This window comes from Erwinia tasmaniensis Et1/99, from assembly GCF_000026185.1.
Classification (GTDB): domain Bacteria; phylum Pseudomonadota; class Gammaproteobacteria; order Enterobacterales; family Enterobacteriaceae; genus Erwinia; species Erwinia tasmaniensis.
Genome location: NC_010694.1, coordinates 3501443 through 3524359, shown reverse-complemented (window position 1 = coordinate 3524359; position 22917 = coordinate 3501443). Strand labels below are relative to the sequence as shown.

Annotated in this window: 24 protein-coding genes, 1 tRNA gene and 2 rRNA genes; 20 read left to right on the top strand and 7 right to left on the bottom strand. The window is 51.1% G+C overall.

Annotation, left to right across the window (positions count from 1 at the left end):
* Positions 1 to 2 precede the first annotated feature (2 nt).
* The 11 genes from rplO to ETA_RS19465 all read left to right on the top strand — a co-directional run bounded on the left by rplO (position 3) and on the right by ETA_RS19465 (position 6195).
* Positions 3 to 437 (top strand): 50S ribosomal protein L15, encoded by a 435-nt coding sequence (gene rplO / locus ETA_RS16930; RefSeq protein ID WP_012442835.1) that lies wholly within the window; start codon positions 3 to 5, stop codon positions 435 to 437.
* 7 nt (positions 438 to 444) lie between these two features.
* A complete protein-coding gene (gene secY / locus ETA_RS16925) occupies positions 445 to 1776 on the top strand; it encodes a preprotein translocase subunit SecY (protein WP_012442834.1) in 1332 nt (443 codons plus the stop codon).
* A gap of 32 nt (positions 1777 to 1808) precedes the next feature.
* Positions 1809 to 1925 carry a 50S ribosomal protein L36 gene (gene rpmJ, locus ETA_RS19470; protein ID WP_004160566.1) on the top strand — a complete coding sequence of 39 codons (117 nt, stop codon included), beginning with the start codon at positions 1809 to 1811 and terminating at the stop codon, positions 1923 to 1925.
* Positions 1926 to 2071: 146 nt separating this feature from the next.
* The gene (rpsM, locus tag ETA_RS16920) at positions 2072 to 2428 is read left to right on the top strand and encodes a 30S ribosomal protein S13 (protein WP_012442833.1); all 357 of its coding nucleotides are present in this window, start codon (positions 2072 to 2074) and stop codon (positions 2426 to 2428) included.
* Between the two features lie 16 nt (positions 2429 to 2444).
* Entirely contained in the window at positions 2445 to 2834 is a 390-nt protein-coding gene (gene rpsK, locus ETA_RS16915; RefSeq protein WP_004160563.1) for a 30S ribosomal protein S11, read from the top strand.
* Positions 2835 to 2867: 33 nt separating this feature from the next.
* Positions 2868 to 3488: a 30S ribosomal protein S4 gene (rpsD, locus tag ETA_RS16910; RefSeq protein ID WP_012442832.1), complete on the top strand. Its 621-nt coding sequence runs from the start codon at positions 2868 to 2870 to the stop codon at positions 3486 to 3488.
* A gap of 25 nt (positions 3489 to 3513) precedes the next feature.
* Positions 3514 to 4503: a DNA-directed RNA polymerase subunit alpha gene (locus ETA_RS16905; RefSeq protein ID WP_012442831.1), complete on the top strand. Its 990-nt coding sequence runs from the start codon at positions 3514 to 3516 to the stop codon at positions 4501 to 4503.
* A gap of 40 nt (positions 4504 to 4543) precedes the next feature.
* Positions 4544 to 4930 (top strand): 50S ribosomal protein L17, encoded by a 387-nt coding sequence (gene rplQ, locus ETA_RS16900; RefSeq protein ID WP_004160560.1) that lies wholly within the window; start codon positions 4544 to 4546, stop codon positions 4928 to 4930.
* Positions 4931 to 5048: 118 nt separating this feature from the next.
* On the top strand, positions 5049 to 5420 hold the full coding sequence (locus ETA_RS16895; RefSeq protein ID WP_012442830.1) for a DnaJ family domain-containing protein: 372 nt from the start codon (positions 5049 to 5051) through the stop codon (positions 5418 to 5420).
* On the top strand, positions 5420 to 5851 hold the full coding sequence (gene zntR / locus ETA_RS16890; RefSeq protein ID WP_012442829.1) for a Zn(2+)-responsive transcriptional regulator: 432 nt from the start codon (positions 5420 to 5422) through the stop codon (positions 5849 to 5851). Before ETA_RS16895 ends, zntR begins: the two co-directional genes overlap by 1 nt.
* A 56-nt stretch (positions 5852 to 5907) precedes the next feature.
* Positions 5908 to 6195 carry an alternative ribosome-rescue factor A gene (locus ETA_RS19465; RefSeq protein WP_071819198.1) on the top strand — a complete coding sequence of 96 codons (288 nt, stop codon included), beginning with the start codon at positions 5908 to 5910 and terminating at the stop codon, positions 6193 to 6195.
* Here the strand turns inward: ETA_RS19465 and ETA_RS16885 are convergent.
* The 6 genes from ETA_RS16885 to def form a co-directional block, all read right to left on the bottom strand.
* Positions 6140 to 7834, bottom strand: a complete 1695-nt coding sequence (locus ETA_RS16885) for a hypothetical protein (protein ID WP_042959187.1) — start codon at positions 7832 to 7834, stop codon at positions 6140 to 6142. The genes ETA_RS19465 and ETA_RS16885 overlap by 56 nt on opposite strands.
* Before the next feature lie 453 nt (positions 7835 to 8287).
* On the bottom strand, positions 8288 to 8701 hold the full coding sequence (mscL, locus tag ETA_RS16880) for a large-conductance mechanosensitive channel protein MscL (RefSeq protein WP_012442826.1): 414 nt from the start codon (positions 8699 to 8701) through the stop codon (positions 8288 to 8290).
* Between the two features lie 140 nt (positions 8702 to 8841).
* On the bottom strand, positions 8842 to 10218 hold the full coding sequence (trkA, locus tag ETA_RS16875; protein ID WP_012442825.1) for a Trk system potassium transporter TrkA: 1377 nt from the start codon (positions 10216 to 10218) through the stop codon (positions 8842 to 8844).
* A 58-nt stretch (positions 10219 to 10276) separates the two neighbouring features.
* Positions 10277 to 11566 (bottom strand): 16S rRNA (cytosine(967)-C(5))-methyltransferase RsmB, encoded by a 1290-nt coding sequence (gene rsmB, locus ETA_RS16870; protein WP_012442824.1) that lies wholly within the window; start codon positions 11564 to 11566, stop codon positions 10277 to 10279.
* A 49-nt stretch (positions 11567 to 11615) separates the two neighbouring features.
* On the bottom strand, positions 11616 to 12563 hold the full coding sequence (gene fmt / locus ETA_RS16865; RefSeq protein WP_012442823.1) for a methionyl-tRNA formyltransferase: 948 nt from the start codon (positions 12561 to 12563) through the stop codon (positions 11616 to 11618).
* 23 nt (positions 12564 to 12586) lie between these two features.
* On the bottom strand, positions 12587 to 13096 hold the full coding sequence (gene def / locus ETA_RS16860; RefSeq protein ID WP_012442822.1) for a peptide deformylase: 510 nt from the start codon (positions 13094 to 13096) through the stop codon (positions 12587 to 12589).
* A gap of 127 nt (positions 13097 to 13223) precedes the next feature.
* Between def and dprA the strand changes: the two genes are divergently transcribed.
* From dprA to ETA_RS16830, 6 genes are read left to right on the top strand one after another with little or no spacing between them, the layout of a single operon-like run.
* A complete protein-coding gene (gene dprA / locus ETA_RS16855) occupies positions 13224 to 14348 on the top strand; it encodes a DNA-protecting protein DprA (RefSeq protein WP_012442821.1) in 1125 nt (374 codons plus the stop codon).
* Complete coding sequence (gene smg / locus ETA_RS16850; protein ID WP_042959186.1) at positions 14320 to 14793, top strand: DUF494 family protein Smg; 474 nt, start codon at positions 14320 to 14322, stop codon at positions 14791 to 14793. Before dprA ends, smg begins: the two co-directional genes overlap by 29 nt.
* Before the next feature lie 26 nt (positions 14794 to 14819).
* Entirely contained in the window at positions 14820 to 15389 is a 570-nt protein-coding gene (locus ETA_RS16845) for a DNA topoisomerase family protein (protein WP_042959185.1), read from the top strand.
* Positions 15367 to 15939, top strand: coding sequence for an L-threonylcarbamoyladenylate synthase type 1 TsaC (gene tsaC / locus ETA_RS16840; protein ID WP_042959184.1), 573 nt, complete (start codon positions 15367 to 15369; stop codon positions 15937 to 15939). Before ETA_RS16845 ends, tsaC begins: the two co-directional genes overlap by 23 nt.
* Before the next feature lie 11 nt (positions 15940 to 15950).
* Positions 15951 to 16769, top strand: coding sequence for a shikimate dehydrogenase (aroE, locus tag ETA_RS16835; RefSeq protein WP_012442819.1), 819 nt, complete (start codon positions 15951 to 15953; stop codon positions 16767 to 16769).
* On the top strand, positions 16766 to 17026 hold the full coding sequence (locus ETA_RS16830) for a DUF1488 family protein (RefSeq protein ID WP_012442818.1): 261 nt from the start codon (positions 16766 to 16768) through the stop codon (positions 17024 to 17026). The genes aroE and ETA_RS16830 overlap by 4 nt, the downstream gene beginning before the upstream one ends.
* Here the strand turns inward: ETA_RS16830 and ETA_RS16825 are convergent.
* On the bottom strand, positions 16993 to 17547 hold the full coding sequence (locus ETA_RS16825) for a gamma carbonic anhydrase family protein (protein WP_012442817.1): 555 nt from the start codon (positions 17545 to 17547) through the stop codon (positions 16993 to 16995). The two genes, ETA_RS16830 and ETA_RS16825, sit on opposite strands and share 34 nt — an antisense overlap.
* A 515-nt stretch (positions 17548 to 18062) precedes the next feature.
* On the opposite strand from ETA_RS16825, the gene ETA_RS16820 reads away from it, so the two are divergent.
* The 3 genes from ETA_RS16820 to ETA_RS16810 all read left to right on the top strand — a co-directional run bounded on the left by ETA_RS16820 (position 18063) and on the right by ETA_RS16810 (position 22879).
* A 16S ribosomal RNA gene (locus ETA_RS16820) occupies positions 18063 to 19602 on the top strand.
* A 70-nt stretch (positions 19603 to 19672) separates the two neighbouring features.
* Positions 19673 to 19748 (top strand) — tRNA-Glu (locus tag ETA_RS16815).
* A gap of 224 nt (positions 19749 to 19972) precedes the next feature.
* Positions 19973 to 22879, top strand: a 23S ribosomal RNA gene (locus ETA_RS16810).
* The 16S and 23S rRNA genes sit together here with 1 tRNA gene alongside, the layout of an rRNA operon.
* Positions 22880 to 22917 lie beyond the last annotated feature (38 nt).

Here is a 22917-nt window from a genome sequence, read left to right as displayed (position 1 = left end):
AGATGCGTTTAAATACTCTGTCTCCGGCCGACGGCTCTAAACACGCTCCTAAACGTCTGGGTCGTGGTATTGGTTCTGGTCTCGGCAAAACCGGCGGTCGCGGTCACAAAGGTCAGAACTCACGTTCTGGCGGTGGCGTACGTCGTGGTTTTGAAGGCGGCCAGATGCCTCTGTACCGTCGTCTGCCGAAATTCGGTTTCACCTCTCGCAAAGCAATGGTCACTGCAGAAGTTCGTCTGTCTGACCTGGCGAAAGTTGAAGGCGGTATCGTCGACCTGAATACGCTGAAAGCGGCTAACATTATCGGTATTCAGATGGAGTTCGCGAAAGTGATCCTGTCTGGTGAAGTTTCTGCACCGGTAACGATTCGTGGTCTGCGTGTCACTAAAGGCGCTCGTGCTGCAATCGAAGCTGCTGGCGGTAAAATTGAGGAATAAGTAGCAGATGGCTAAGCAACCGGGATTAGATTTTCAAAGTGCCAAAGGCGGTTTTGGCGAACTCAAACGCAGACTTCTGTTTGTGATTGGTGCGCTGATAGTATTCCGTATTGGTTCTTTTATTCCAATTCCTGGTATTGATGCCACTGTACTTGCCAAATTGCTTGAGCAACAGCGTGGCACCATCATTGAAATGTTCAACATGTTCTCTGGTGGTGCTCTGAGCCGTGCTTCTATCTTTGCTCTGGGTATTATGCCGTATATTTCGGCTTCAATTATTATCCAGCTGCTGACCGTGGTTCATCCCGCGTTAGCTGAAATCAAGAAAGAAGGGGAGGCTGGCCGTCGTAAGATTAGCCAGTACACCCGCTACGGTACTCTGGTACTAGGTATCTTCCAGTCGATCGGTATTGCTACCGGTTTGCCGAATATGCCTGGAATGCAGGGCCTGGTGTTAAATCCAGGCTTTGCCTTCTACTTTACCGCTGTTGTCAGCCTGGTTACCGGGACGATGTTCCTGATGTGGCTGGGTGAGCAGATTACTGAGCGAGGTATCGGTAACGGTATCTCGATCATTATCTTCGCTGGTATTGTTGCGGGTCTGCCGCCGGCCATTGGCCATACCATCGAGCAAGCGCGGCAAGGCGACCTGCACTTCCTCCTGTTGCTGTTGGTTGCAGTTCTCGTATTTGCAGTGACCTTCTTCGTTGTTTTCGTTGAGCGTGGTCAACGCCGCATTGTGGTGAACTATGCGAAACGTCAGCAAGGCCGTCGTGTCTATGCTGCGCAGAGCACACATTTACCGTTGAAGGTGAACATGGCCGGGGTTATCCCAGCTATCTTTGCTTCCAGCATCATTCTGTTCCCAGCAACCATTGCTTCATGGTTCGGGGGCGGAACAGGTTGGAACTGGCTGACGACGATTTCCATGTCATTACAGCCTGGCCAGCCGCTTTATGTGCTACTCTATGCGACTGCAATCATCTTCTTCTGTTTCTTCTACACAGCGTTGGTTTTCAACCCGCGTGAAACAGCAGATAACCTGAAGAAGTCTGGTGCATTTGTACCAGGTATTCGTCCGGGAGAACAGACGGCGAAGTATATCGATAAAGTAATGACCCGCCTGACTTTAATCGGTGCGTTGTACATTACCTTTATCTGCCTGATCCCGGAGTTCATGCGTGATGCGATGAAAGTCCCATTCTACTTCGGCGGTACGTCACTGCTGATTGTTGTGGTTGTCATCATGGACTTTATGGCTCAAGTGCAAACTCTAATGATGTCGAGTCAGTACGAGTCTGCATTGAAGAAAGCAAACCTGAAAGGCTATAGCCGTTAATTCAGGCGCTTGAGAAGTTACGGAGAGTAAAAATGAAAGTTCGTGCTTCCGTCAAGAAATTATGTCGTAACTGCAAAATCATTCGTCGCGACGGCGTTGTGCGTGTGATTTGTAGTGCCGAGCCAAAGCATAAACAGCGCCAAGGCTGATTTAATCGCATATTGTTCTTGCAAAGTCGGGTTGAGCTGGCTAGATTAGCCAGCCAATCTTTTGTATGTCTATGCGTTTCCATTTGAGTATCCTGAAAACGGGCTTTTCGGCATGGGACGCATAAGTAATTAAATAGGAGTGCATAGTGGCCCGTATAGCAGGCATTAACATTCCTGATCATAAACATACCGTTATCGCATTAACTGCAATCTTCGGTATCGGCAAGACCCGCTCACAGTCTATCTGTGCATCTACGGGCATTGCTGAAAATGTTAAGATCAGTGAGCTGTCTGAAGAGCAAATCGACATTCTGCGTGATGCAGTAGCGAAATTTGTTGTTGAAGGCGATCTGCGTCGTGAAGTCACCCTGAGCATCAAGCGTCTTATGGACCTTGGTTGCTATCGTGGTTTGCGTCATCGTCGTGGTCTTCCAGTGCGCGGTCAGCGTACCAAGACCAACGCACGTACCCGTAAGGGTCCGCGTAAACCGATCAAGAAATAATCGGGGTGATTGAATAATGGCAAAGGCACCAGTTCGTGCACGTAAGCGTGTAAGAAAGCAAGTCTCTGATGGCGTGGCTCATGTCCATGCGTCTTTTAACAACACCATCGTTACTATTACCGACCGTCAGGGTAATGCGTTGGGTTGGGCAACAGCCGGTGGTTCCGGTTTCCGTGGTTCTCGTAAGTCTACGCCGTTCGCTGCGCAGGTTGCTGCAGAGCGTTGCGCAGAGGCCGTGAAAGATTACGGTATTAAGAACTTGGAAGTTATGGTTAAGGGTCCTGGTCCAGGCCGCGAATCAACGATTCGTGCTCTGAACGCTGCTGGTTTCCGCATCACTAATATTACTGATGTGACTCCGATCCCTCACAACGGTTGTCGTCCGCCGAAAAAACGTCGCGTATAACGCCCCGTTTTTTAGGAATGTTGGAGAAAGAAAATGGCAAGATATTTGGGTCCTAAGCTCAAGCTGAGCCGTCGTGAAGGCACAGACCTGTTCCTCAAGTCTGGCGTTCGCGCGATTGATACCAAGTGTAAGATTGAACAAGCTCCTGGTCAGCACGGTGCGCGCAAGCCACGTCTGTCTGATTATGGCGTGCAGTTGCGTGAAAAGCAGAAAGTTCGCCGTACCTACGGTGTGCTGGAGCGTCAGTTCCGTAACTATTATAAAGAAGCAGCTCGTCTGAAAGGCAATACCGGTGAAAACCTGTTAGCTCTGCTGGAAGGTCGTCTGGATAACGTAGTTTATCGTATGGGCTTTGGCGCCACTCGTGCAGAATCACGTCAGCTGGTTAGCCACAAATCCATCATGGTGAACGGTCGCGTTGTTAGCATCGCTTCTTATCAGGTAACTCCGAATGACGTTGTTAGCATCCGTGAGAAAGCCAAAAAGCAGTCTCGCGTGAAAGCCGCTCTGGAGCTGGCTGAACAGCGTGAAAAGCCAACCTGGCTGGAAGTTGATGCAACTAAGATGGAAGGTGTGTTCAAGCGTATTCCTGAACGTACCGATCTGTCTGCGGACATTAACGAACACCTGATCGTCGAGCTTTACTCCAAGTAAGGCTTAGTACCAAAGAGAGGACACAATGCAGGGTTCTGTGACAGAGTTTCTAAAACCACGCCTGGTAGATATCGAACAAGTGAGTTCGACGCACGCCAAGGTGACCCTTGAGCCTTTAGAGCGTGGCTTTGGCCATACTCTCGGTAACGCGCTGCGCCGTATTCTGCTTTCATCAATGCCGGGTTGCGCGGTGACCGAGGTTGAAATTGATGGTGTACTACATGAGTACAGCACCAAAGAGGGCGTACAGGAAGATATCCTGGAAATCCTGCTCAACCTGAAAGGTTTAGCGGTAAGAGTTCAGGGCAAAGATGAAGTTATTCTTACTCTGAATAAATCTGGCATTGGCCCTGTGACTGCAGCCGATATCACCCATGATGGTGATGTTGAAATCGTCAAGCCGCAGCACGCGATCTGCCATCTGACCGATGAAAACGCTGCTATCAGCATGCGTATCAAAGTTCAGCGTGGTCGTGGTTATGTGCCGGCTTCTGCCCGAATTCATTCGGAAGAAGATGAGCGCCCAATCGGTCGTCTGTTAGTCGACGCCTGCTACAGCCCTGTAGAGCGTATTGCCTACAATGTTGAAGCAGCGCGTGTGGAACAGCGTACCGATTTGGACAAGCTGGTCATCGAAATGGAAACCAACGGCACTATCGATCCTGAAGAAGCGATCCGTCGTGCGGCTACCATCCTGGCAGAACAACTGGAAGCTTTCGTCGACTTACGTGATGTACGTCAGCCGGAAGTGAAAGAAGAGAAACCAGAATTCGATCCGATCTTGCTGCGCCCTGTTGACGATCTGGAATTGACTGTCCGCTCTGCTAACTGCCTTAAGGCAGAAGCTATCCACTACATCGGTGATCTGGTACAGCGTACCGAGGTTGAGCTGCTTAAAACGCCTAACCTTGGTAAAAAATCTCTTACTGAGATTAAAGATGTGCTGGCTTCTCGTGGTCTGTCTCTGGGCATGCGCCTGGAAAACTGGCCGCCAGCTAGCATTGCTGATGAATAACCCGATCACAGGTTAAGGTTTCACTGAGAAGGATAAGGTCATGCGCCATCGTAAGAGTGGTCGTCAACTGAACCGTAACAGCAGCCATCGTCAGGCTATGTTCCGCAACATGGCTGGCTCTTTGGTTCGTCATGAGATCATCAAGACGACCCTGCCAAAAGCGAAAGAGCTGCGTCGCGTAGTTGAGCCGCTGATTACTCTTGCCAAGACCGACAGCGTAGCTAATCGTCGTCTGGCATTCGCCCGTACTCGTGATAACGAGATCGTGGCAAAACTGTTTAACGAGCTGGGCCCGCGTTTCGCGAGCCGTGCCGGTGGTTACACTCGCATTTTGAAGTGTGGCTTCCGCGCTGGTGACAACGCTCCGATGGCTTACATCGAGTTGGTTGATCGTCCAGAAGCTCAAGCAGAAGCTGTAGCAGAGTAATCTGTTACAACATTAAAAAAACCCCGCTTGCGGGGTTTTTTTATATCTCTAATTCCTTCCTCTCGTCACCACGTAATAATTGCTCTATGCTGAATTTTTGACGTTTAGCGAGGCCATCATGTCAATAATTGATCAACTGGCTGAAAAGCATATTCTCACTGCCCTGCGTCAGGGCGGTCTTGATAACCTACCGGGCAGCGGGCGTCCACTAGAACTGGATGATGACTCACATGTTCCAGAAGAGCTGCGCGCGGGCTACCGCATCCTGAAAAATTCAGGCCATCTTCCGGCCGAACTTGAAATGCGACGCGAAGCGGTTGAGCTCGATCGGTTGCTACGCAGCGTTAGCCCATTTGATGAGCGGTATCTGTCACAGAAAAAACGCCTCACTCTGCTGGAGCTGAAACTGAAGCAGGCTGGTATCAGCACTGATTTTTTGCAGGGCGACTATAGTCAGCAGGTGCATCTTCGTTTTAATGGAGTGGATTAATGTATCGTATTGGACAATTGGCTAAGCTGGCCAACGTTACGCCAGACACCATCCGTTTTTATGAAAAACAACAAATGATGGATCATGAGGTGCGAACGCAAGGCGGTTTTCGTCTATATAGTGATAATGACCTGCAGCGTCTTAAATTTATTCGTTACGGGCGGCATTTAGGTTTCACCCTGGAGGCGATCCGCGAGCTGTTGTCGATCCGCGTCGATCCAGAACATCATACCTGCGAGGAATCAAAATCAATCGTGCAAAAACGACTTAATGAAGTTGCAGCAAGGCTCAAAGAACTAAAACATATGCAACGCTCACTAAAGAGACTGAATGATGCCTGTTGTGGGACTGCGCACAGTAGCGTCTACTGTTCCATCCTTGATGCTTTGGAGAAGGGGGCATCCACATCTTTAGTTCATACGGATGATTGAAATTTTCTCTTTTCGGGCCTATATTCCTAACCGTCATCATCTAACAGGAAGCGTTCATGACTACCTACCAACATAAAAAGGGTATTATCCGCGATAACGCGATAGAAGCATTGCTGCACGATCCTTTGTTCAAACACCGCATTGAAGTCAATCAAAAGGGCAAGGGCAGCTATCGGCGTAAAGAAAAACATGGTAAGAAAGCAGATCTGGAGGCCAATGGTAAGTTCACAATTAGTGTATTTACCTCTGGCCTTCCGCTTTTCTCGGCTGAAGTATTCACGGACGCTATCAACTATCTTTCAGTCTTTCGACAGCCGATAAAGGGATTTTTCCATCATGCTTAAATTGTTGTGAAGCTAAAGCTATTATCAGGTTCGAATAATAATCAGTGGCGCGATGATTGATATTTTTTCTGAATTCAGGGTGATTACGGTAATATTCTAAAAATATATTTATCTGCTCCATTCGTACTCCCTCCGCAGGGTAACTTGGGATACGTGCCAGAATATCTTCAATCTGTATTGATATATTACCCCAATTATTAGAAATATATGATTCAATATCATCCTTTAGATGGGATAAACGCTCTTCGGCAAAACTCAGTTGCTCAATAACGGATGAATGATTAGTAGCAGTGGCTGGAGATTTTTCGCAATTCGACTCTCTTTTTATTTCGAAGAAATCTGTGGTAGCGGTAAAGTAGTGAGCCAATTCGTGAACAATGACATTAGAAGCATCTACGGTACAAAGTTTGAAAAAATCTTCCGTAATGATAATATCAAGTTTATCATATCCAATCTTAGGTAGAATTTGATCGCCTATTGTTGCTATAAGAGGGGATAGGGAATTTTCTTTTTCAAAAATTTTGGTGTCTTTTTTTTTATTGACATAAATAAAGTTCAGGCAATTATTGTCATAACGGTCACAGCCTCTTGCGAGGTAGTTGCGCATCTTTGCCAAGTTTATAATTAACTTGTCGATAAAGACTTTGTCATGAATGATATCCACCAAAAATGGTTGCTTTAGTTCACCTTTAATTTGCTCTTCAAATACCTTTCTCGCATCGAAGTAGTTCTTATAATCAGATATTTTTATATTTTCAATATTTAAATCTAAATGGCGAAGCAGTGCTCTACCCAGGTAGTCATCAATGACAGGTCGAATGGTATTATATCTGTTTGACGATCTCAGAAGTGATGTTATAGCCGAGTCGACAATGTTAACCGTGTTGCTAATAACCAATTGAAGGTAATTACGATGACGTTCATTTATTTCTTTTAGAGCAGAAAGATCTTCCGCTATGATTTTAAAGATAAATATATCACTTTTTATCTTTATAAATTCCTTTTCCATCAATTGTCGTTCGACTAAGTAGTTTCTCTGTGTGCCTGGTGACTGTGGAACGTGTCGACGTCTGTGTCTAACCTCATCATGCGTGCTGTCACGGTGCCGCTCGACATTGCTCAACGAATTATTCCGCATTCCGCTACTGTCATAAAATGGTATGAACGGATTGACAGGAGGCTCCTTGGGGTAAGGCTGCGCTAAGTTGGCTTTCTGCCCGGCGATACTCTCTCTTCCCGCATAACACTGATACCCCAGCACGCCGGCTCCGGTCAGTATGCCCGCACCGACCAGGAGACGTTTGAAAAAACCCCCTTGCCACCCACGGGAAAGGGGGGAGTCAACGCCGGAGTCAAGTAATGATTCTGCCTGCAAGCGCAGAGCTTTACCTTCACATATTATCTCAGTCAGTGAAATAACCTCTGCGCCATCATCTTCACTGGCCGCACGACCCGGTGGCCACTGGGTCTTGCATCTGCTTGAGGGACTCTCTTCTTTGCTGTTATCAACTTTTGTGATTCGGGAAGTAAGAAGTTGAGGATCTTTATTATCGCGGTAAAAGCCATCTTTAACGTTATTGTTGTCAGGTCTCTGTGAGAAAGACATTTGAGGAAAATCATGACGAATATTTACGGGCATGATACGTCTCCTTTAGTTTGAGCTTATTGTGGACAGCAATCCTGTCTTTATGGCGAGACCCGTCCGAAGGCTTTGAGACTGAGGCCTGTGACGTGGCTGTGGTAATGGGATGGGTTTCGGAATCAATAATGTAATGGAAGATAGCTATTCGAGCCATACGCCAGGTTTTATTGGCATGTTTTCTGACAAAACTCTTATCTTTGCGAAGTGAAGAACCATTCTGAAATGACACCATCCCGTCGTCTCCACAAGGGTGGATATCCGGTGACGTACTTATCTGATATTTTAGGGACTTATACCGTATATCGAGTCGTTCAGAATGCGGGGCTGATGATGCGTTTATTTGACGTGACAGGCATACTGCGGGGAAATAAAAAACCCCTGTCAGCTAAGCGCTCACAGGGATCGGATAATTTATTTTGTTACTACGTTGGCTACTGGCCTGCCAGATTATTACTGAGCTTTACCGTTCTGCTCTTTTAGCAAATCACGGATTTCACTCAACAGCGTCTCTTCAGCAGAAGGTTTTGCCACAGGCTTCTCAACCTCTTTCTTCGTATACAGCCTGTTCATCAGCTTGATGGCCATAAAAATGGCAAACGCAACGATGACAAAATCAAACACAGTCTGCAAAAACACGCCATATTCCATCACTACCGCAGGTGCTGCACCATCAGCGGGCTTTAATATCCAGCTGAATTGTTTGAAATCAACGCCACCGATCAGCAAACCCAGAGGCGGCATAATGATATTTGCCACCAATGAGGACACGATTTTGCCAAAAGCAGCACCGATGATGACACCGACTGCCAAATCCACTACGTTGCCGCGCATAGCGAAATCACGAAACTCTTTGAACATACTCATTTTTATCTCCGGCCCTCAAATTATTCTTAAAGTCTAACAAATGATGGTAGTTTTGCCATGAAGATCACAGATAAATGTGAATTGAGTGCCAATTAACTCTCCCGTCATGGTAGCCGGGCATGAAGCTGATAAAACCAGGATTAAAGGAAGAACGGGCTTGGCTGGAAAAGTCTTTCTACATCAGGCACAAACTTCTTGTCGGTAAGGAACATAATCACGTGGTCACCTTGCTCAATGCGAAGATTGTCATTGGCAATCATGACGTCATCCCCACGCACTACCGCCCCAATGATAGTCCCCGGCGGTAGCTTAATGTCATCAATCTGGCGGCCAACAACTTTTGAGGTGGATTCTTCACCATGCGCGATAGCTTCGATAGCTTCGGCTACACCACGGCGCAGTGAAGACACGCCGACGATATCCGCTTTACGGACGTGCCCGAGCAGAGCAGAAATTGTTGCCTGCTGCGGGGATATTGCAATATCGATCACGCTACCCTGTACCAGGTCGACATAGGCGCGGCGCTGGATGAGTACCATTGCTTTTTTCGCCCCCATCCGCTTTGCCAGCATCGCCGACATGATATTGGCTTCATCATCGTTGGTGATGGCGATAAACAGATCGGTCTGATCGACGTGCTCCTCCGCGAGCAATTCCTGATCGGAAGCATCGCCGTAGAAAACAATAGTGTTCTGTAAATTTTCTGCCAGCTCGGCGGCGCGCTGCTTATCGCGTTCGATCAGCTTGACGCTGTAATTTTTTTCCAGCCGTTGGGCCAGGCCGAATCCAATGTTCCCCCCGCCGACGATCATAATGCGCTTATAAGGTTTTTCCAGACGTTGGTATTCACTCATCACGGCGCGAATATGCTGACTGGCGGCGATAAAGAAGACTTCATCGCCCGCTTCGATAATGGTTGAACCCTGAGGACGAATTGGACGATCCTGGCGGAAAATAGCGGCAACGCGGGTGTCAATGTGCGGCATATGTTCACGCATTACGGACAGGGCGTTACCCACCAGCGGGCCACCATAGTAGGCTTTGACCACCGCAAGGCTGACTTTGCCTTCGGCAAAATTGACCACCTGTAAAGCTCCAGGGTATTCAATCAGTCGATAGATATTGTCGATAACCAGTTGTTCGGGAGAAATAAGATGGTCAATAGGCACCGCTTCAGGAGTAAACAGTCTGTCGGCATCGCGTATGTAATCCGGCGCGCGGATGCGAGCGATGCGGTTTGGCGTGTTGAAGAGTGAATAGGCGATCTGACAAGCTACCATATTGGTTTCGTCGGAGCTGGTCACCGCCACCAGCATATCCGCATCCTCCGCGCCGGCTTCCCGCAGAACGCGTGGATGAGAGCCGTGCCCCTGGACAACGCGCAGATCGAACTTATCCTGTAGTTGACGCAGGCGCAACGTATCGGTATCAACCAAGGTAATATCGTTATTTTCTCCGACCAGATTTTCAGCAAGCGTACCGCCGACCTGTCCTGCACCAAGAATGATAATTTTCATTGAGCTTCAGCCTGTTGGTTTGGCTTCGATTGTGGTGCAGCGTAGCGCACCACCTCTGTCACTGTTTTACCAATTTCGCGTAGTAGAAACCATCACCACCGTCCGCCTGTGGGAAGACCTGAATGCCTGGCTGAGTCAGATCGCCTGTTTCAATTAACGTGGCGTCTGCATGGCGCTGTAAAAACTGACCTATCTGCACATGGTTCTCTTCAGGTAGCACCGAGCAGGTTGCGTACAGCAGCGTGCCTCCCGGCTTCAAATGTGGCCATACGGCATCCAGTATTTGCTGTTGCAGGGCTGCCAGCTCCGCGATATCGCGATCGCGTCGTAACCATTTAATATCGGGATGGCGACGGATCACCCCGGTGGCAGAGCAGGGAGCATCCAGCAGGATACGATCGAACTGAGTATCACCGCACCATGCAGCAGGTGTACGGCCATCGCCCTGCTTAACCTCTGCCTGCATAGTAAGCCGTTGTAGATTCTCGCTAACTCTTGCCAGGCGTTGAGCATCGACATCCACCGCCATCACTTTCGCCTGCGGTGCAGCCTCAAGTATATGCGTGGTTTTGCCGCCGGGAGCAGCACAAAGGTCAAGTATCTGCTCACCATCTCGCGGGGCGAGCAGCGCCACGCATCCCTGAGCAGAGACATCCTGTACGGTGATCCAGCCCTGGTCGAACCCAGGGAGCTGGCCTACGGCGCAGGGTGACTCCAGCCGTAGCGCATCGCCGTGTTGAGGATGAGCAAAAGCCTGTTTGCCGCTCTCCTCTAACAGAGTCAGCCAGGCATCCCGGCTATGGTGTTGACGGTTGACGCGCAGCCACATCGGCGGCCTCTGATTATTCGCATCCACAATTTGCTTCCACTGTGCCGGCCAGGCGCGCTTCAGACGTTCCAGTAACCATTTCGGGTGCAGGTACTGCTGGTCGCCATCGTTCATTTGCTGCATCAGTTCGTCCTGCTGACGCTGGAACTGGCGCAGGACGCCGTTAATCAGCCCCTTCAACTGTGGGCGTTTAAGCGCCACGGCACCTTCCACCGTTTCTGCCAGCGCCGCGTGTGCCGGAATGCGAGTGAACATCAGCTGATAGAGTCCAACCATGATCAGGAAATGGACCGCTCGCTGTTTGCCGGTCATCGGACGCGACATCAGCCTGCCGATAACCCACTCCAGCTGCGGCAGGGTACGCAGCACGCCGTAGCAAAGTTCCTGCAGCAGAGCGGCATCTTTGTCGCCAACGCTTTTTTGTGCAGCAGGCAGAACGTTACTTAACGACTGACCCTGTTCGACAACCTTCTCAATCGTCTGGGCAGCGATGCAGCGTAAATTAGTCATTTTTTTCATTGGGATTCACAATTTTGACGATGGCCCGGCTGCGTGGCCGGGCAACGTATCAGGCAATAATATTGCCGGGGGTAAACCATTCACGGCGGGAATTGAGCAGGTCTTGAGCCTTCATTGCCTTTTTACCCGCAGGCTGTAGCTCTTCGATATTCAGCACGCCATCGGCAGTGACAACCTGAATACCCTGCTTATTGGCCTGCAGGATCTCGCCCGGCTGATGGCCATTGACAGCTGGCAGCACGGAAGCTTTCCATACCTTCACCGGTTGCTCATCAATCACAAAGTAGCTTATGGGCCAGGGATTAAAGGCACGGATACAGCGTTCCAGCTGCTGTGCGGAAAGCGACCAGTCGAGGCGGGCCTCTTCTTTACTGAGCTTTTCCGCGTAGCTAACCAGAGATTCGTCCTGCACCTGTGGCCGGGCGCTGCCGTCTGCCAGCTGCGCCAGCGTGGTTAACAAACCCGCGGGGCCGAGATCGGCCAATTTATCGTACAGGGTGGCGCTGGTATCAGCGGCCTCGATCGGGCAGGACAGCTTGTGCAGCATATCGCCGGTATCCAGTCCGATATCCATCTGCATAATAGTCACGCCAGTCTCAGCGTCACCCGCCCATAGCGAGCGCTGGATAGGTGCTGCGCCACGCCAGCGCGGCAGCAGAGAGCCATGCACGTTGATGCAGCCGTGGCGAGGCATCTCCAGGACGAGTTTAGGCAGGATCAGCCCGTAGGCAACGACCACCATCACGTCGGCGTTCAGAGCGGCAACCTTCTGCTGATTTTCTTCAGAACGCAGCGATTCAGGTTGAAAGACCGGTATGTTGTGCTGTGCTGCCAGCTGTTTTACCGGGCTTGCGGTAACCCTGTTGCCCCGACCCGCCGGTCGGTCTGGTTGGGTGAAAACGCCAACCACCTGATGCCCGGAGGAAAGCAGCGCGTCAAGATGACGTGCTGCAAAGTCGGGAGTGCCGGCAAAAATGATTTTCAATGATTCAGACACGTTTTACCCTTCAGTCAACGCACTCAGTCGCGTGCACTCTGGCGATACAATTTTTCCAGCTTCTGACGGATGCGCTGACGTTTCATTGGCGACAGGTAATCAATGAACAGCTTGCCGACCAGGTGGTCCATTTCATGCTGAATACAAATGGCCAGCAGGCCGTCCGCTTCCAGCTCGAAGCTGTTCCCATCACGATCCAGCGCCCGAATTTTGACCTTCTCGGCACGCGGCACCAGCGCACGCTGTTCAGGGATAGACAAACAGCCTTCTTCGATGCCCGTCTCGCCGCTTTTTTCCAGCAGCTCCGGGTCGATCAACACCAGGCGTTCATCACGATCCTCTGATACGTCGATAACGATAATGCGCTGATGGATATCGACCTGCGTCGCGGCCAGCCCAATGCCTTCTTCAGCGTACATGGTTTCGAACATATCATCGACGATACGCTGAATATTCGCATTTACTTCTTTAACGGGTTTCGCAACGATGCGCAGGCGCTCGTCAGGAAAATGTAATACCTGCAAAACGGACATAACTTTCCAGATCTGTATTCAAGAGATGAGAGATTTATTCCCCTTATTGTAGACATTTCGCGCGGCGATTGACAGCATTCCAGGCGTTAACCTTCAGGGAGAAGGGACAAAAATCAGGGAGAAGATCATGTCGCCAGTCGAGTGTGCGTTGAGGCTTACAGGAGTAACCGGTTTATCCAGTTCGCAGCGGCTGGATTTGATGAGCAGGTTACTGGATTTTACCTCTCCGGGTGCCCGTGATCTTGCATCGTTGGGGCTGTCGGCTTTGCAACAGCAGGCGTTCCTTGATTACGATGCCCATATCATTGTACAAACTTTTCGCTGGCTGGAATCCCCCTTGCGCTCTTTTTTGACGCCGCACAGCCCCTGTTATCCTGAACAGTTGAAAACCATCAGCAACTTCCCTCTTATACTGTTTGTCGCGGGCGATCCAACATTACTGGCATCACCGCAGCTGGCGATCGTTGGCAGTCGACACTGTTCACACTATGGTCGGGAGTGGGGCAGCTGGTTCAGTCAGGCGCTGGCTTTGAGTGGTCTGACGATTACCAGCGGTTTGGCATCAGGTATTGATGGCGTTGCGCATCGTGCGGCGTTGGAAGTGCAGGGAAAGACGCTTGCGGTATTGGGCAGCGGGCTGGATGCCATTTATCCGCGGCAGCATCAGTTCCTGGCACAGCAAATTATTGATTGCGGTGGGGCGCTGGTCTCTGAGTTTCCATTATCGGTCAAACCGTTGCCCGCGCATTTTCCGCGGCGCAACAGGATTATTAGCGGCCTGAGCCGCGGGGTTCTGGTGGTGGAAGCGACGTTACGCAGCGGTTCACTGGTGACCGCAAAGCTGGCGCTGGAACAGAACCGGGACGTGTATGCATTGCCCGGCGCGTTGGGTAATCCGGGCAGTGAAGGAACCCACTGGCTAATCCAGCAGGGGGCTTTATTGGTTGCGCATCCTAATAATATTTTAGAACAAATGCACAGCGGCCTTTCATGGTTGCCCGTTTTCGCCCCCGTAACAAACAATTCAGCCGGGAGCAGCAATCCTCCATTGCCATTTCCCGATGTGTTGGCTAACGTAGGAGATGAGGTTACACCTGTTGACGTCGTCGCTGAACGTGCCGGCCAACCTGTACCAGCCATCGTAGCGAAGCTGCTTGAGTTGGAGTTAGCAGGATGGATCGCAGCTGTACCCGGCGGCTATGTCCGATTGAGGAGGGCAAGCCATGTTCGACGTACTCATGTACTTATTTGAAACCTATATCCACAATGAAGTAGAAATGCGTGTGGATCAGGATAAGTTGACGGATGATTTATCTGATGCAGGTTTTCATCGTGAAGATATTTATAATGCGTTGAACTGGCTGGAAAAGTTGGCAGATTATCAGGACGGACTGGTCGCTCCGATTCTGTTGACAAGCGATCCGCTGTCTATGCGTATCTATACCGAGGAAGAGGGTCAGCGTTTGGATGCCAACTGCCGTGGCTTTATTCTGTTCCTGGAGCAAATCCAGGTGCTGAATCTGGAAACGCGCGAAATGGTTATTGAACGTATCATGGCGCTTGATACCCTCGAGTTCGATCTGGACGATCTCAAATGGGTGGTGCTGATGGTGTTGTTTAATATCCCAGGATGTGAAAATGCCTATCAGCAGATGGAAGAACTACTTTTCGACGCCAATGAAGGAATGCTGCACTGAAGATTGCCTTCGTGTAAAACAACGTTATGAATAAAACAGCGCTTTTCGCTGCGCGAAAAAATGAACCCTGCCCCCAGTGTGGGGCAGAACTGACGATTCGCTCCGGGAAACATGGTGCTTTTCTTGGTTGCTCACAGTATCCCGCATGTGACTTCGTTCGACCGCTGAAAAGCCAGGGTGAAGGACACATTATTAAGGTGCTCGACGGGCAGCGCTGTCCGCAATGTGGCGGCGGGCTTGTGCTTCGTCAGGGACGCTACGGCATGTTTGTCGCCTGTGGTGATTACCCTGCATGCGAACACACCGAAACAATCGATAAGCCGGATGAAACCACGCTTGCCTGCCCTCAGTGTCAGAACGGTAAACTGATCCAGCGTCGTTCGCGCTATGGCAAAACGTTTTATGCCTGCGATCGCTATCCCGCCTGCCAGTTTGCGGTTAATTATACGCCGGTGGAAGGTATCTGCGCATTTTGCCAGTTTCCACTGCTTATTGAGAAAAAAATGGCCAGAGGAATAACGCGTTTCTGCGCCAGTAAAGCCTGTGGCAAACCCGTAACATCAGGAAACCGTAGTGAAGAAGAACCCCGTGGCTGATTCGTTGGCGCAGTGTGTTGACCAGTTATCTCAGGCTAAAGTCATTGCCTATCCAACCGAAGCGGTTTTTGGCCTGGGCTGCGATCCTGACAGTGAAAATGCGGTGATGCGGCTGCTGGCGTTGAAGCAGCGCCCCGTCGAGAAAGGATTAATCCTGATTGCCGCAGATTATCAGCAGCTGATGCCTTATATTGCCGACGAAAAGCTATCAGCTGTACAGAAGACGCGCATGTTCTCTCGCTGGCCTGGCCCGGTAACATGGGTATTGCCTGCGCGCATGACCACACCGATCTGGTTAACCGGGCGATTCAGCACTTTGGCGGTACGCGTCAGCGATCATCCCGATGTCATCGCCTTGTGCCATGCTTTTGGTAAACCTCTGGTTTCAACCAGTGCCAATTTAACCGGCCAGCCGCCCTGCCGTCATGCGACTGAGGTGCTGGCGCAGTTTGGCGCTGATTTCCCGGTATTGATGGGCGAGACCGGTGGCCGCCTTAATCCATCAGAAATCCGCGATGTGTTAACCGGCGAGTTAATTCGCCAGGGATAATAGAGAAAACTATGCCGTCTTTCGTCGTCATCGGTAATCCGATCGGTCACAGCAAATCACCACGCATCCATCAGCTGTTTGCTGAACAAACCGGTATTGCGCATCCTTATGAGAGCCTGTGCGCACCGCTGGCTGGATTTGAGCAGACCGCGCGTTCGTTCTTTGCCAAAGATGGGGGGGGAGCCAATGTGACGCTGCCGTTTAAACAGCAGGCCTGTAAGCTTGCCGATGAACTGACCGAGCGTGCGGCGCTGTCCGGGGCGGTTAATACGCTCAAGAAGCTGGATGATGGACGATTAGTTGGTGATAATACTGACGGCATCGGCCTGTTGAGCGATCTTGAGCGCTTAGACCTGATCAAGCCTGACGACCGGATCCTGTTGATCGGTGCTGGCGGCGCGGCACGCGGCGTGATCCTTCCACTGCTTTCCTTTGGCTGTCGTTTAACCGTGACTAACCGTACCCAGGAAAAAGCAGAAGATCTCGCGCAGCTTTTCAAGCACAGCGGGCATATCGATTCAATGGTGAAAGAGCAATTGGCCGCAGGGCGTTTTGATTTGGTGATCAATGCGACTTCAAGTGGAGTAGGGGGAGGGATACCCGATATTCCAGAAGGACTGATAGGCGATCATACCCGCTGCTATGACATGTTCTATCAGGCTGGCGACACGCCGTTCCTGCACTGGTGCCGCCAGCAGGGAGCTTTCCAGATGGCTGATGGGTTAGGGATGCTGGTGGGGCAGGCCGCGCATTCCTTTATGCTATGGCACGGGATAATGCCGCAAATCACGCCAGCGATCGCCGTACTGAAAGCAGAGATGGGCGCGTGAATCAGTCTATTCAGTTCCCGGAGCTCGAATGGTGGGATGAGGCGAGGCAGTCAGTGTGTTTTAGCGCGCAGGCCAATGGCTTTCAGTTAACCTGTGCGATCAGCGGCGGAGAGTTACTTCGCCGCTTTCATGCACAGGGAGATGCATTGACCTGCTTTCGCCTTAACCGCTGGGAACTGGAAGATCAGGCGGAACGGGCCATTCAGCATCAGCAGGAAGATGATCAGGGTTGGGTCTGGCTTTCTTCAGATAAATAGTCGTCTTTCCAGCGGACATAGTTATTAGCCGAGTAAAGCAGGCCGTCTTTTTCTGCCTCCGTCAACGGGCGAACTTTCTTTACCGGACTGCCCAGATAGAGATAGCCGCTCTCAAGACGTTTACCCGGCGGAACCAGGCTGCCTGCACCAATCATCACATTATCCTCTACTACCACCCCATCAAGCAGGATCGACCCCATTCCAACCAGTACCCTGTTACCAATAGTGCAGCCGTGTAGCATTGCTTTATGTCCAACGGTAACCTCCTCGCCAATCACCAGCGGATGACCTTCAGGATTACCGGCAGACTTATGGGTAAGATGCAGAATGCTACCATCCTGAATATTGCTGCGTTTACCGATAGTAATACGGTTAACGTCACCCCGGATAACGACCAAAGGCCATATGCCGACATCATCCGCCAGCGTCACGTTTCCAATTACCACGCTGGTGGAATCAATCATTACCCCGTTACCCCACTGCGGACGAGCTCCTTTATATGTACGAATGTTGTGGCTCATAGCGATCTCTCCATATGGACGATCCGGGCAGCGTAGCGCTGAGAACGATCAAGGATCAATTAAACAGGTAGAAAATGCGTTAAAATCACGCGAATCGCCTGGGATCTCGGCAAAAAGAGTGAAAACCCAGCAGTCAAAAAGAAAGATCGAAAAAAGGCTTGTGCATTCAGTTCGGATCCCTATAATGCGCCTCCATCGACACGGAACAACGGCTTACAGGCCAGCGTGTTGAGAGGTTCAGGAAGTTCTGAACCGCCGGAAAAACTTCTCAAAAAGAGGTTGACTCCGAAGGAGGAAAGCGTAGTATACGCCACCTCGCGACAGGAAGCTCCGGCACTGTTCGCACCGCTCTTTAACAATTTATCAGACAATCTGTGTGGGCACTCGCAGGATTGATATCAGACACCTCCGGGTGTCAAAAAAAATATCAAGCCTCATGAGTGAACACATAATGACATTCATTATGACGTTTTACGATTGAGCATCGCTGAACTTGTTTCAGCAAATCGAACTTTTAATTGAAGAGTTTGATCATGGCTCAGATTGAACGCTGGCGGCAGGCCTAACACATGCAAGTCGAACGGTAGCACAGAGAGCTTGCTCTTGGGTGACGAGTGGCGGACGGGTGAGTAATGTCTGGGAAACTGCCCGATGGAGGGGGATAACTACTGGAAACGGTAGCTAATACCGCATAACGTCTACGGACCAAAGTGGGGGACCTTCGGGCCTCACGCCATCGGATGTGCCCAGATGGGATTAGCTAGTAGGTGGGGTAACGGCTCACCTAGGCGACGATCCCTAGCTGGTCTGAGAGGATGACCAGCCACACTGGAACTGAGACACGGTCCAGACTCCTACGGGAGGCAGCAGTGGGGAATATTGCACAATGGGCGCAAGCCTGATGCAGCCATGCCGCGTGTATGAAGAAGGCCTTCGGGTTGTAAAGTACTTTCAGCGGGGAGGAAGGCGATGGGGTTAATAACCCCGTCGATTGACGTTACCCGCAGAAGAAGCACCGGCTAACTCCGTGCCAGCAGCCGCGGTAATACGGAGGGTGCAAGCGTTAATCGGAATTACTGGGCGTAAAGCGCACGCAGGCGGTCTGTCAAGTCGGATGTGAAATCCCCGGGCTCAACCCGGGAACTGCATTCGAAACTGGCAGGCTAGAGTCTTGTAGAGGGGGGTAGAATTCCAGGTGTAGCGGTGAAATGCGTAGAGATCTGGAGGAATACCGGTGGCGAAGGCGGCCCCCTGGACAAAGACTGACGCTCAGGTGCGAAAGCGTGGGGAGCAAACAGGATTAGATACCCTGGTAGTCCACGCCGTAAACGATGTCGACTTGGAGGCTGTTCCCTTGAGGAGTGGCTTCCGGAGCTAACGCGTTAAGTCGACCGCCTGGGGAGTACGGCCGCAAGGTTAAAACTCAAATGAATTGACGGGGGCCCGCACAAGCGGTGGAGCATGTGGTTTAATTCGATGCAACGCGAAGAACCTTACCTGGCCTTGACATCCACGGAATTCGGCAGAGATGCCTTAGTGCCTTCGGGAACCGTGAGACAGGTGCTGCATGGCTGTCGTCAGCTCGTGTTGTGAAATGTTGGGTTAAGTCCCGCAACGAGCGCAACCCTTATCCTTTGTTGCCAGCGATTCGGTCGGGAACTCAAAGGAGACTGCCGGTGATAAACCGGAGGAAGGTGGGGATGACGTCAAGTCATCATGGCCCTTACGGCCAGGGCTACACACGTGCTACAATGGCGCATACAAAGAGAAGCGACCTCGCGAGAGCAAGCGGACCTCATAAAGTGCGTCGTAGTCCGGATCGGAGTCTGCAACTCGACTCCGTGAAGTCGGAATCGCTAGTAATCGTAGATCAGAATGCTACGGTGAATACGTTCCCGGGCCTTGTACACACCGCCCGTCACACCATGGGAGTGGGTTGCAAAAGAAGTAGGTAGCTTAACCTTCGGGAGGGCGCTTACCACTTTGTGATTCATGACTGGGGTGAAGTCGTAACAAGGTAACCGTAGGGGAACCTGCGGTTGGATCACCTCCTTACCTGAAGATACCTTCCGGCGCAGTGTCCACACAGATTGTCTGATAGAAGTAATGAGCGAAGAACACCAGAGTCCCCATCGTCTAGAGGCCCAGGACACTGCCCTTTCACGGCTGTAACAGGGGTTCGAATCCCCTTGGGGACGCCATACCGATAACGAAGTGAAAGACGTTATCACCCGTATCTCAAAACTGATTATGCGAAAGCGAGTCACGTTTGAGATATATGCTCTTTAATAATCCGGAACAAGCTGAAAATTGAAACGACGTGTCGTATTCATTCTCCGTAATAAGAATGAAATCAACGATACGTTAGAGTCTCTCAAATGCTTACAGCCGACAACACGTCTTTCGGGACGCTTGTGGGTTGTGAGGTTAAGCGACTAAGCGTACACGGTGGATGCCTAGGCAGTCAGAGGCGATGAAGGGCGTGCTAATCTGCGATAAGCGTCGGTAAGGTGATATGAACCGCAACAACCGACGATACCCGAATGGGGAAACCCAGTGCAATCCGTTGCACTATCATGTCATGAATACATAGTGGCATGAGGCGAACCGGGGGAACTGAAACATCTAAGTACCCCGAGGAAAAGAAATCAACCGAGATTCCCCCAGTAGCGGCGAGCGAACGGGGAACAGCCCAGAACCTGAATCAGTTTGTGCATTAGTGGAAGCGTCTGGAAAGTCGCGCAGTAAAGGGTGACAGCCCCGTACACAAAAATGCACTTGCTGTGAGTTCGATGAGTAGGGCGGGACACGTGACATCCTGTCTGAATATGGGGGGACCATCCTCCAAGGCTAAATACTCCTGACTGACCGATAGTGAACCAGTACCGTGAGGGAAAGGCGAAAAGAACCCCGGCGAGGGGAGTGAAACAGAACCTGAAACCGTGTACGTACAAGCAGTGGGAGCACCTTCGTGGTGTGACTGCGTACCTTTTGTATAATGGGTCAGCGACTTATATTCTGTAGCAAGGTTAACCGTATAGGGGAGCCGCAGGGAAACCGAGTCTTAACTGGGCGTTAAGTTGCAGGGTATAGACCCGAAACCCGGTGATCTAGCCATGGGCAGGTTGAAGGTTGGGTAACACTAACTGGAGGACCGAACCGACTAATGTTGAAAAATTAGCGGATGACCTGTGGCTGGGGGTGAAAGGCCAATCAAACCGGGAGATAGCTGGTTCTCCCCGAAAGCTATTTAGGTAGCGCCTCGTGAACTCATCTCCGGGGGTAGAGCACTGTTTCGGCTAGGGGGCCATCCCGGCTTACCAACCCGATGCAAACTGCGAATACCGGAGAATGTTATCACGGGAGACACACGGCGGGTGCTAACGTCCGTCGTGAAGAGGGAAACAACCCAGACCGCCAGCTAAGGTCCCAAAGTCATGGTTAAGTGGGAAACGATGTGGGAAGGCACAGACAGCCAGGATGTTGGCTTAGAAGCAGCCATCATTTAAAGAAAGCGTAATAGCTCACTGGTCGAGTCGGCCTGCGCGGAAGATGTAACGGGGCTAAACCATGCACCGAAGCTGCGGCAGCGACGCTTATGCGTTGTTGGGTAGGGGAGCGTTCTGTAAGCCGTCGAAGGTGTGCTGTGAGGCATGCTGGAGGTATCAGAAGTGCGAATGCTGACATAAGTAACGATAAAGCGGGTGAAAAGCCCGCTCGCCGGAAGACCAAGGGTTCCTGTCCAACGTTAATCGGGGCAGGGTGAGTCGACCCCTAAGGCGAGGCCGAAAGGCGTAGTCGATGGGAAACGGGTTAATATTCCCGTACTGGGCGTTACTGCGAAGGGGGGACGGAGAAGGCTATGTTAGCCGGGCGACGGTTGTCCCGGTTTAAGCGTGTAGGCTTGAGTTCCAGGCAAATCCGGAACTCTTTAAGGCTGAGGCGTGATGACGAGGCACTACGGTGCTGAAGTAACAAATGCCCTGCTTCCAGGAAAAGCCTCTAAGCATCAGGTAACGACCAATCGTACCCCAAACCGACACAGGTGGTCAGGTAGAGAATACCAAGGCGCTTGAGAGAACTCGGGTGAAGGAACTAGGCAAAATGGTGCCGTAACTTCGGGAGAAGGCACGCTGGCGCGTAGGTGAAGCGACAAGCTCGTGGAGCCGAAGCCAGTCGAAGATACCAGCTGGCTGCAACTGTTTATTAAAAACACAGCACTGTGCAAACACGAAAGTGGACGTATACGGTGTGACGCCTGCCCGGTGCCGGAAGGTTAATTGATGGGGTTATCCGCAAGGAGAAGCTCTTGATCGAAGCCCCGGTAAACGGCGGCCGTAACTATAACGGTCCTAAGGTAGCGAAATTCCTTGTCGGGTAAGTTCCGACCTGCACGAATGGCGTAATGATGGCCAGGCTGTCTCCACCCGAGACTCAGTGAAATTGAACTCGCTGTGAAGATGCAGTGTACCCGCGGCAAGACGGAAAGACCCCGTGAACCTTTACTACAGCTTGACACTGAACATTGAGCCTTGATGTGTAGGATAGGTGGGAGGCTTCGAAGCGTGGACGCCAGTCTGCGTGGAGCCAACCTTGAAATACCACCCTTTAACGTTTGATGTTCTAACCTGGCGCCGTGATCCGGCGTGGGGACAGTGTCTGGTGGGTAGTTTGACTGGGGCGGTCTCCTCCTAAAGAGTAACGGAGGAGCACGAAGGTCAGCTAATCACGGTCGGACATCGTGAGGTTAGTGCAATGGCATAAGCTGGCTTGACTGCGAGAGTGACGGCTCGAGCAGGTGCGAAAGCAGGTCATAGTGATCCGGTGGTTCTGAATGGAAGGGCCATCGCTCAACGGATAAAAGGTACTCCGGGGATAACAGGCTGATACCGCCCAAGAGTTCATATCGACGGCGGTGTTTGGCACCTCGATGTCGGCTCATCACATCCTGGGGCTGAAGTAGGTCCCAAGGGTACGGCTGTTCGCCGTTTAAAGTGGTACGCGAGCTGGGTTTAGAACGTCGTGAGACAGTTCGGTCCCTATCTGCCGTGGGCGCTGGAAGATTGAGAGGGGTTGCTCCTAGTACGAGAGGACCGGAGTGAACGCACCGCTGGTGTTCGGGTTGTCATGCCAATGGCATTGCCCGGTAGCTAAGTGCGGAAAAGATAAGCGCTGAAAGCATCTAAGCGCGAAACTTGCCTCGAGATGAATCTTCCCTGACTCCTTGAGAGTCCTGAAGGGACGTTGAAGACTACGACGTTGATAGGCCGGGTGTGTAAGCGCAGCGATGCGTTGAGCTAACCGGTACTAATGACCCGTGAGGCTTAACCTTACAACGCCAGAAGCGTTCTGGGTTGTGTTGAGAGACGC

Bases quoted from the DNA above. Each gene is read 5' to 3' on its own strand.
- mscL (WP_012442826.1), bottom strand. From the start codon at position 8,701: ATGAGTATGTTCAAAGAGTTTCGTGATTTCGCTATGCGCGGCAACGTA.
- secY (WP_012442834.1), top strand. From the start codon at position 445: ATGGCTAAGCAACCGGGATTAGATTTTCAAAGTGCCAAAGGCGGTTTT.
- trkA (WP_012442825.1), bottom strand. From the start codon at position 10,218: ATGAAAATTATCATTCTTGGTGCAGGACAGGTCGGCGGTACGCTTGCT.
- ETA_RS16845 (WP_042959185.1), top strand. From the start codon at position 14,820: ATGAATAAAACAGCGCTTTTCGCTGCGCGAAAAAATGAACCCTGCCCC.
- rsmB (WP_012442824.1), bottom strand. From the start codon at position 11,566: ATGAAAAAAATGACTAATTTACGCTGCATCGCTGCCCAGACGATTGAG.
- smg (WP_042959186.1), top strand. From the start codon at position 14,320: ATGTTCGACGTACTCATGTACTTATTTGAAACCTATATCCACAATGAA.
- rplQ (WP_004160560.1), top strand. From the start codon at position 4,544: ATGCGCCATCGTAAGAGTGGTCGTCAACTGAACCGTAACAGCAGCCAT.
- ETA_RS16905 (WP_012442831.1), top strand. From the start codon at position 3,514: ATGCAGGGTTCTGTGACAGAGTTTCTAAAACCACGCCTGGTAGATATC.
- zntR (WP_012442829.1), top strand. From the start codon at position 5,420: ATGTATCGTATTGGACAATTGGCTAAGCTGGCCAACGTTACGCCAGAC.
- rpmJ (WP_004160566.1), top strand. From the start codon at position 1,809: ATGAAAGTTCGTGCTTCCGTCAAGAAATTATGTCGTAACTGCAAAATC.
- rpsK (WP_004160563.1), top strand. From the start codon at position 2,445: ATGGCAAAGGCACCAGTTCGTGCACGTAAGCGTGTAAGAAAGCAAGTC.
- rpsD (WP_012442832.1), top strand. From the start codon at position 2,868: ATGGCAAGATATTTGGGTCCTAAGCTCAAGCTGAGCCGTCGTGAAGGC.
- ETA_RS16885 (WP_042959187.1), bottom strand. From the start codon at position 7,834: ATGCCCGTAAATATTCGTCATGATTTTCCTCAAATGTCTTTCTCACAG.
- dprA (WP_012442821.1), top strand. From the start codon at position 13,224: ATGTCGCCAGTCGAGTGTGCGTTGAGGCTTACAGGAGTAACCGGTTTA.
- ETA_RS16895 (WP_012442830.1), top strand. From the start codon at position 5,049: ATGTCAATAATTGATCAACTGGCTGAAAAGCATATTCTCACTGCCCTG.
- rplO (WP_012442835.1), top strand. From the start codon at position 3: ATGCGTTTAAATACTCTGTCTCCGGCCGACGGCTCTAAACACGCTCCT.
- def (WP_012442822.1), bottom strand. From the start codon at position 13,096: ATGTCCGTTTTGCAGGTATTACATTTTCCTGACGAGCGCCTGCGCATC.
- ETA_RS19465 (WP_071819198.1), top strand. From the start codon at position 5,908: ATGACTACCTACCAACATAAAAAGGGTATTATCCGCGATAACGCGATA.
- ETA_RS16825 (WP_012442817.1), bottom strand. From the start codon at position 17,547: ATGAGCCACAACATTCGTACATATAAAGGAGCTCGTCCGCAGTGGGGT.
- aroE (WP_012442819.1), top strand. From the start codon at position 15,951: ATGCCGTCTTTCGTCGTCATCGGTAATCCGATCGGTCACAGCAAATCA.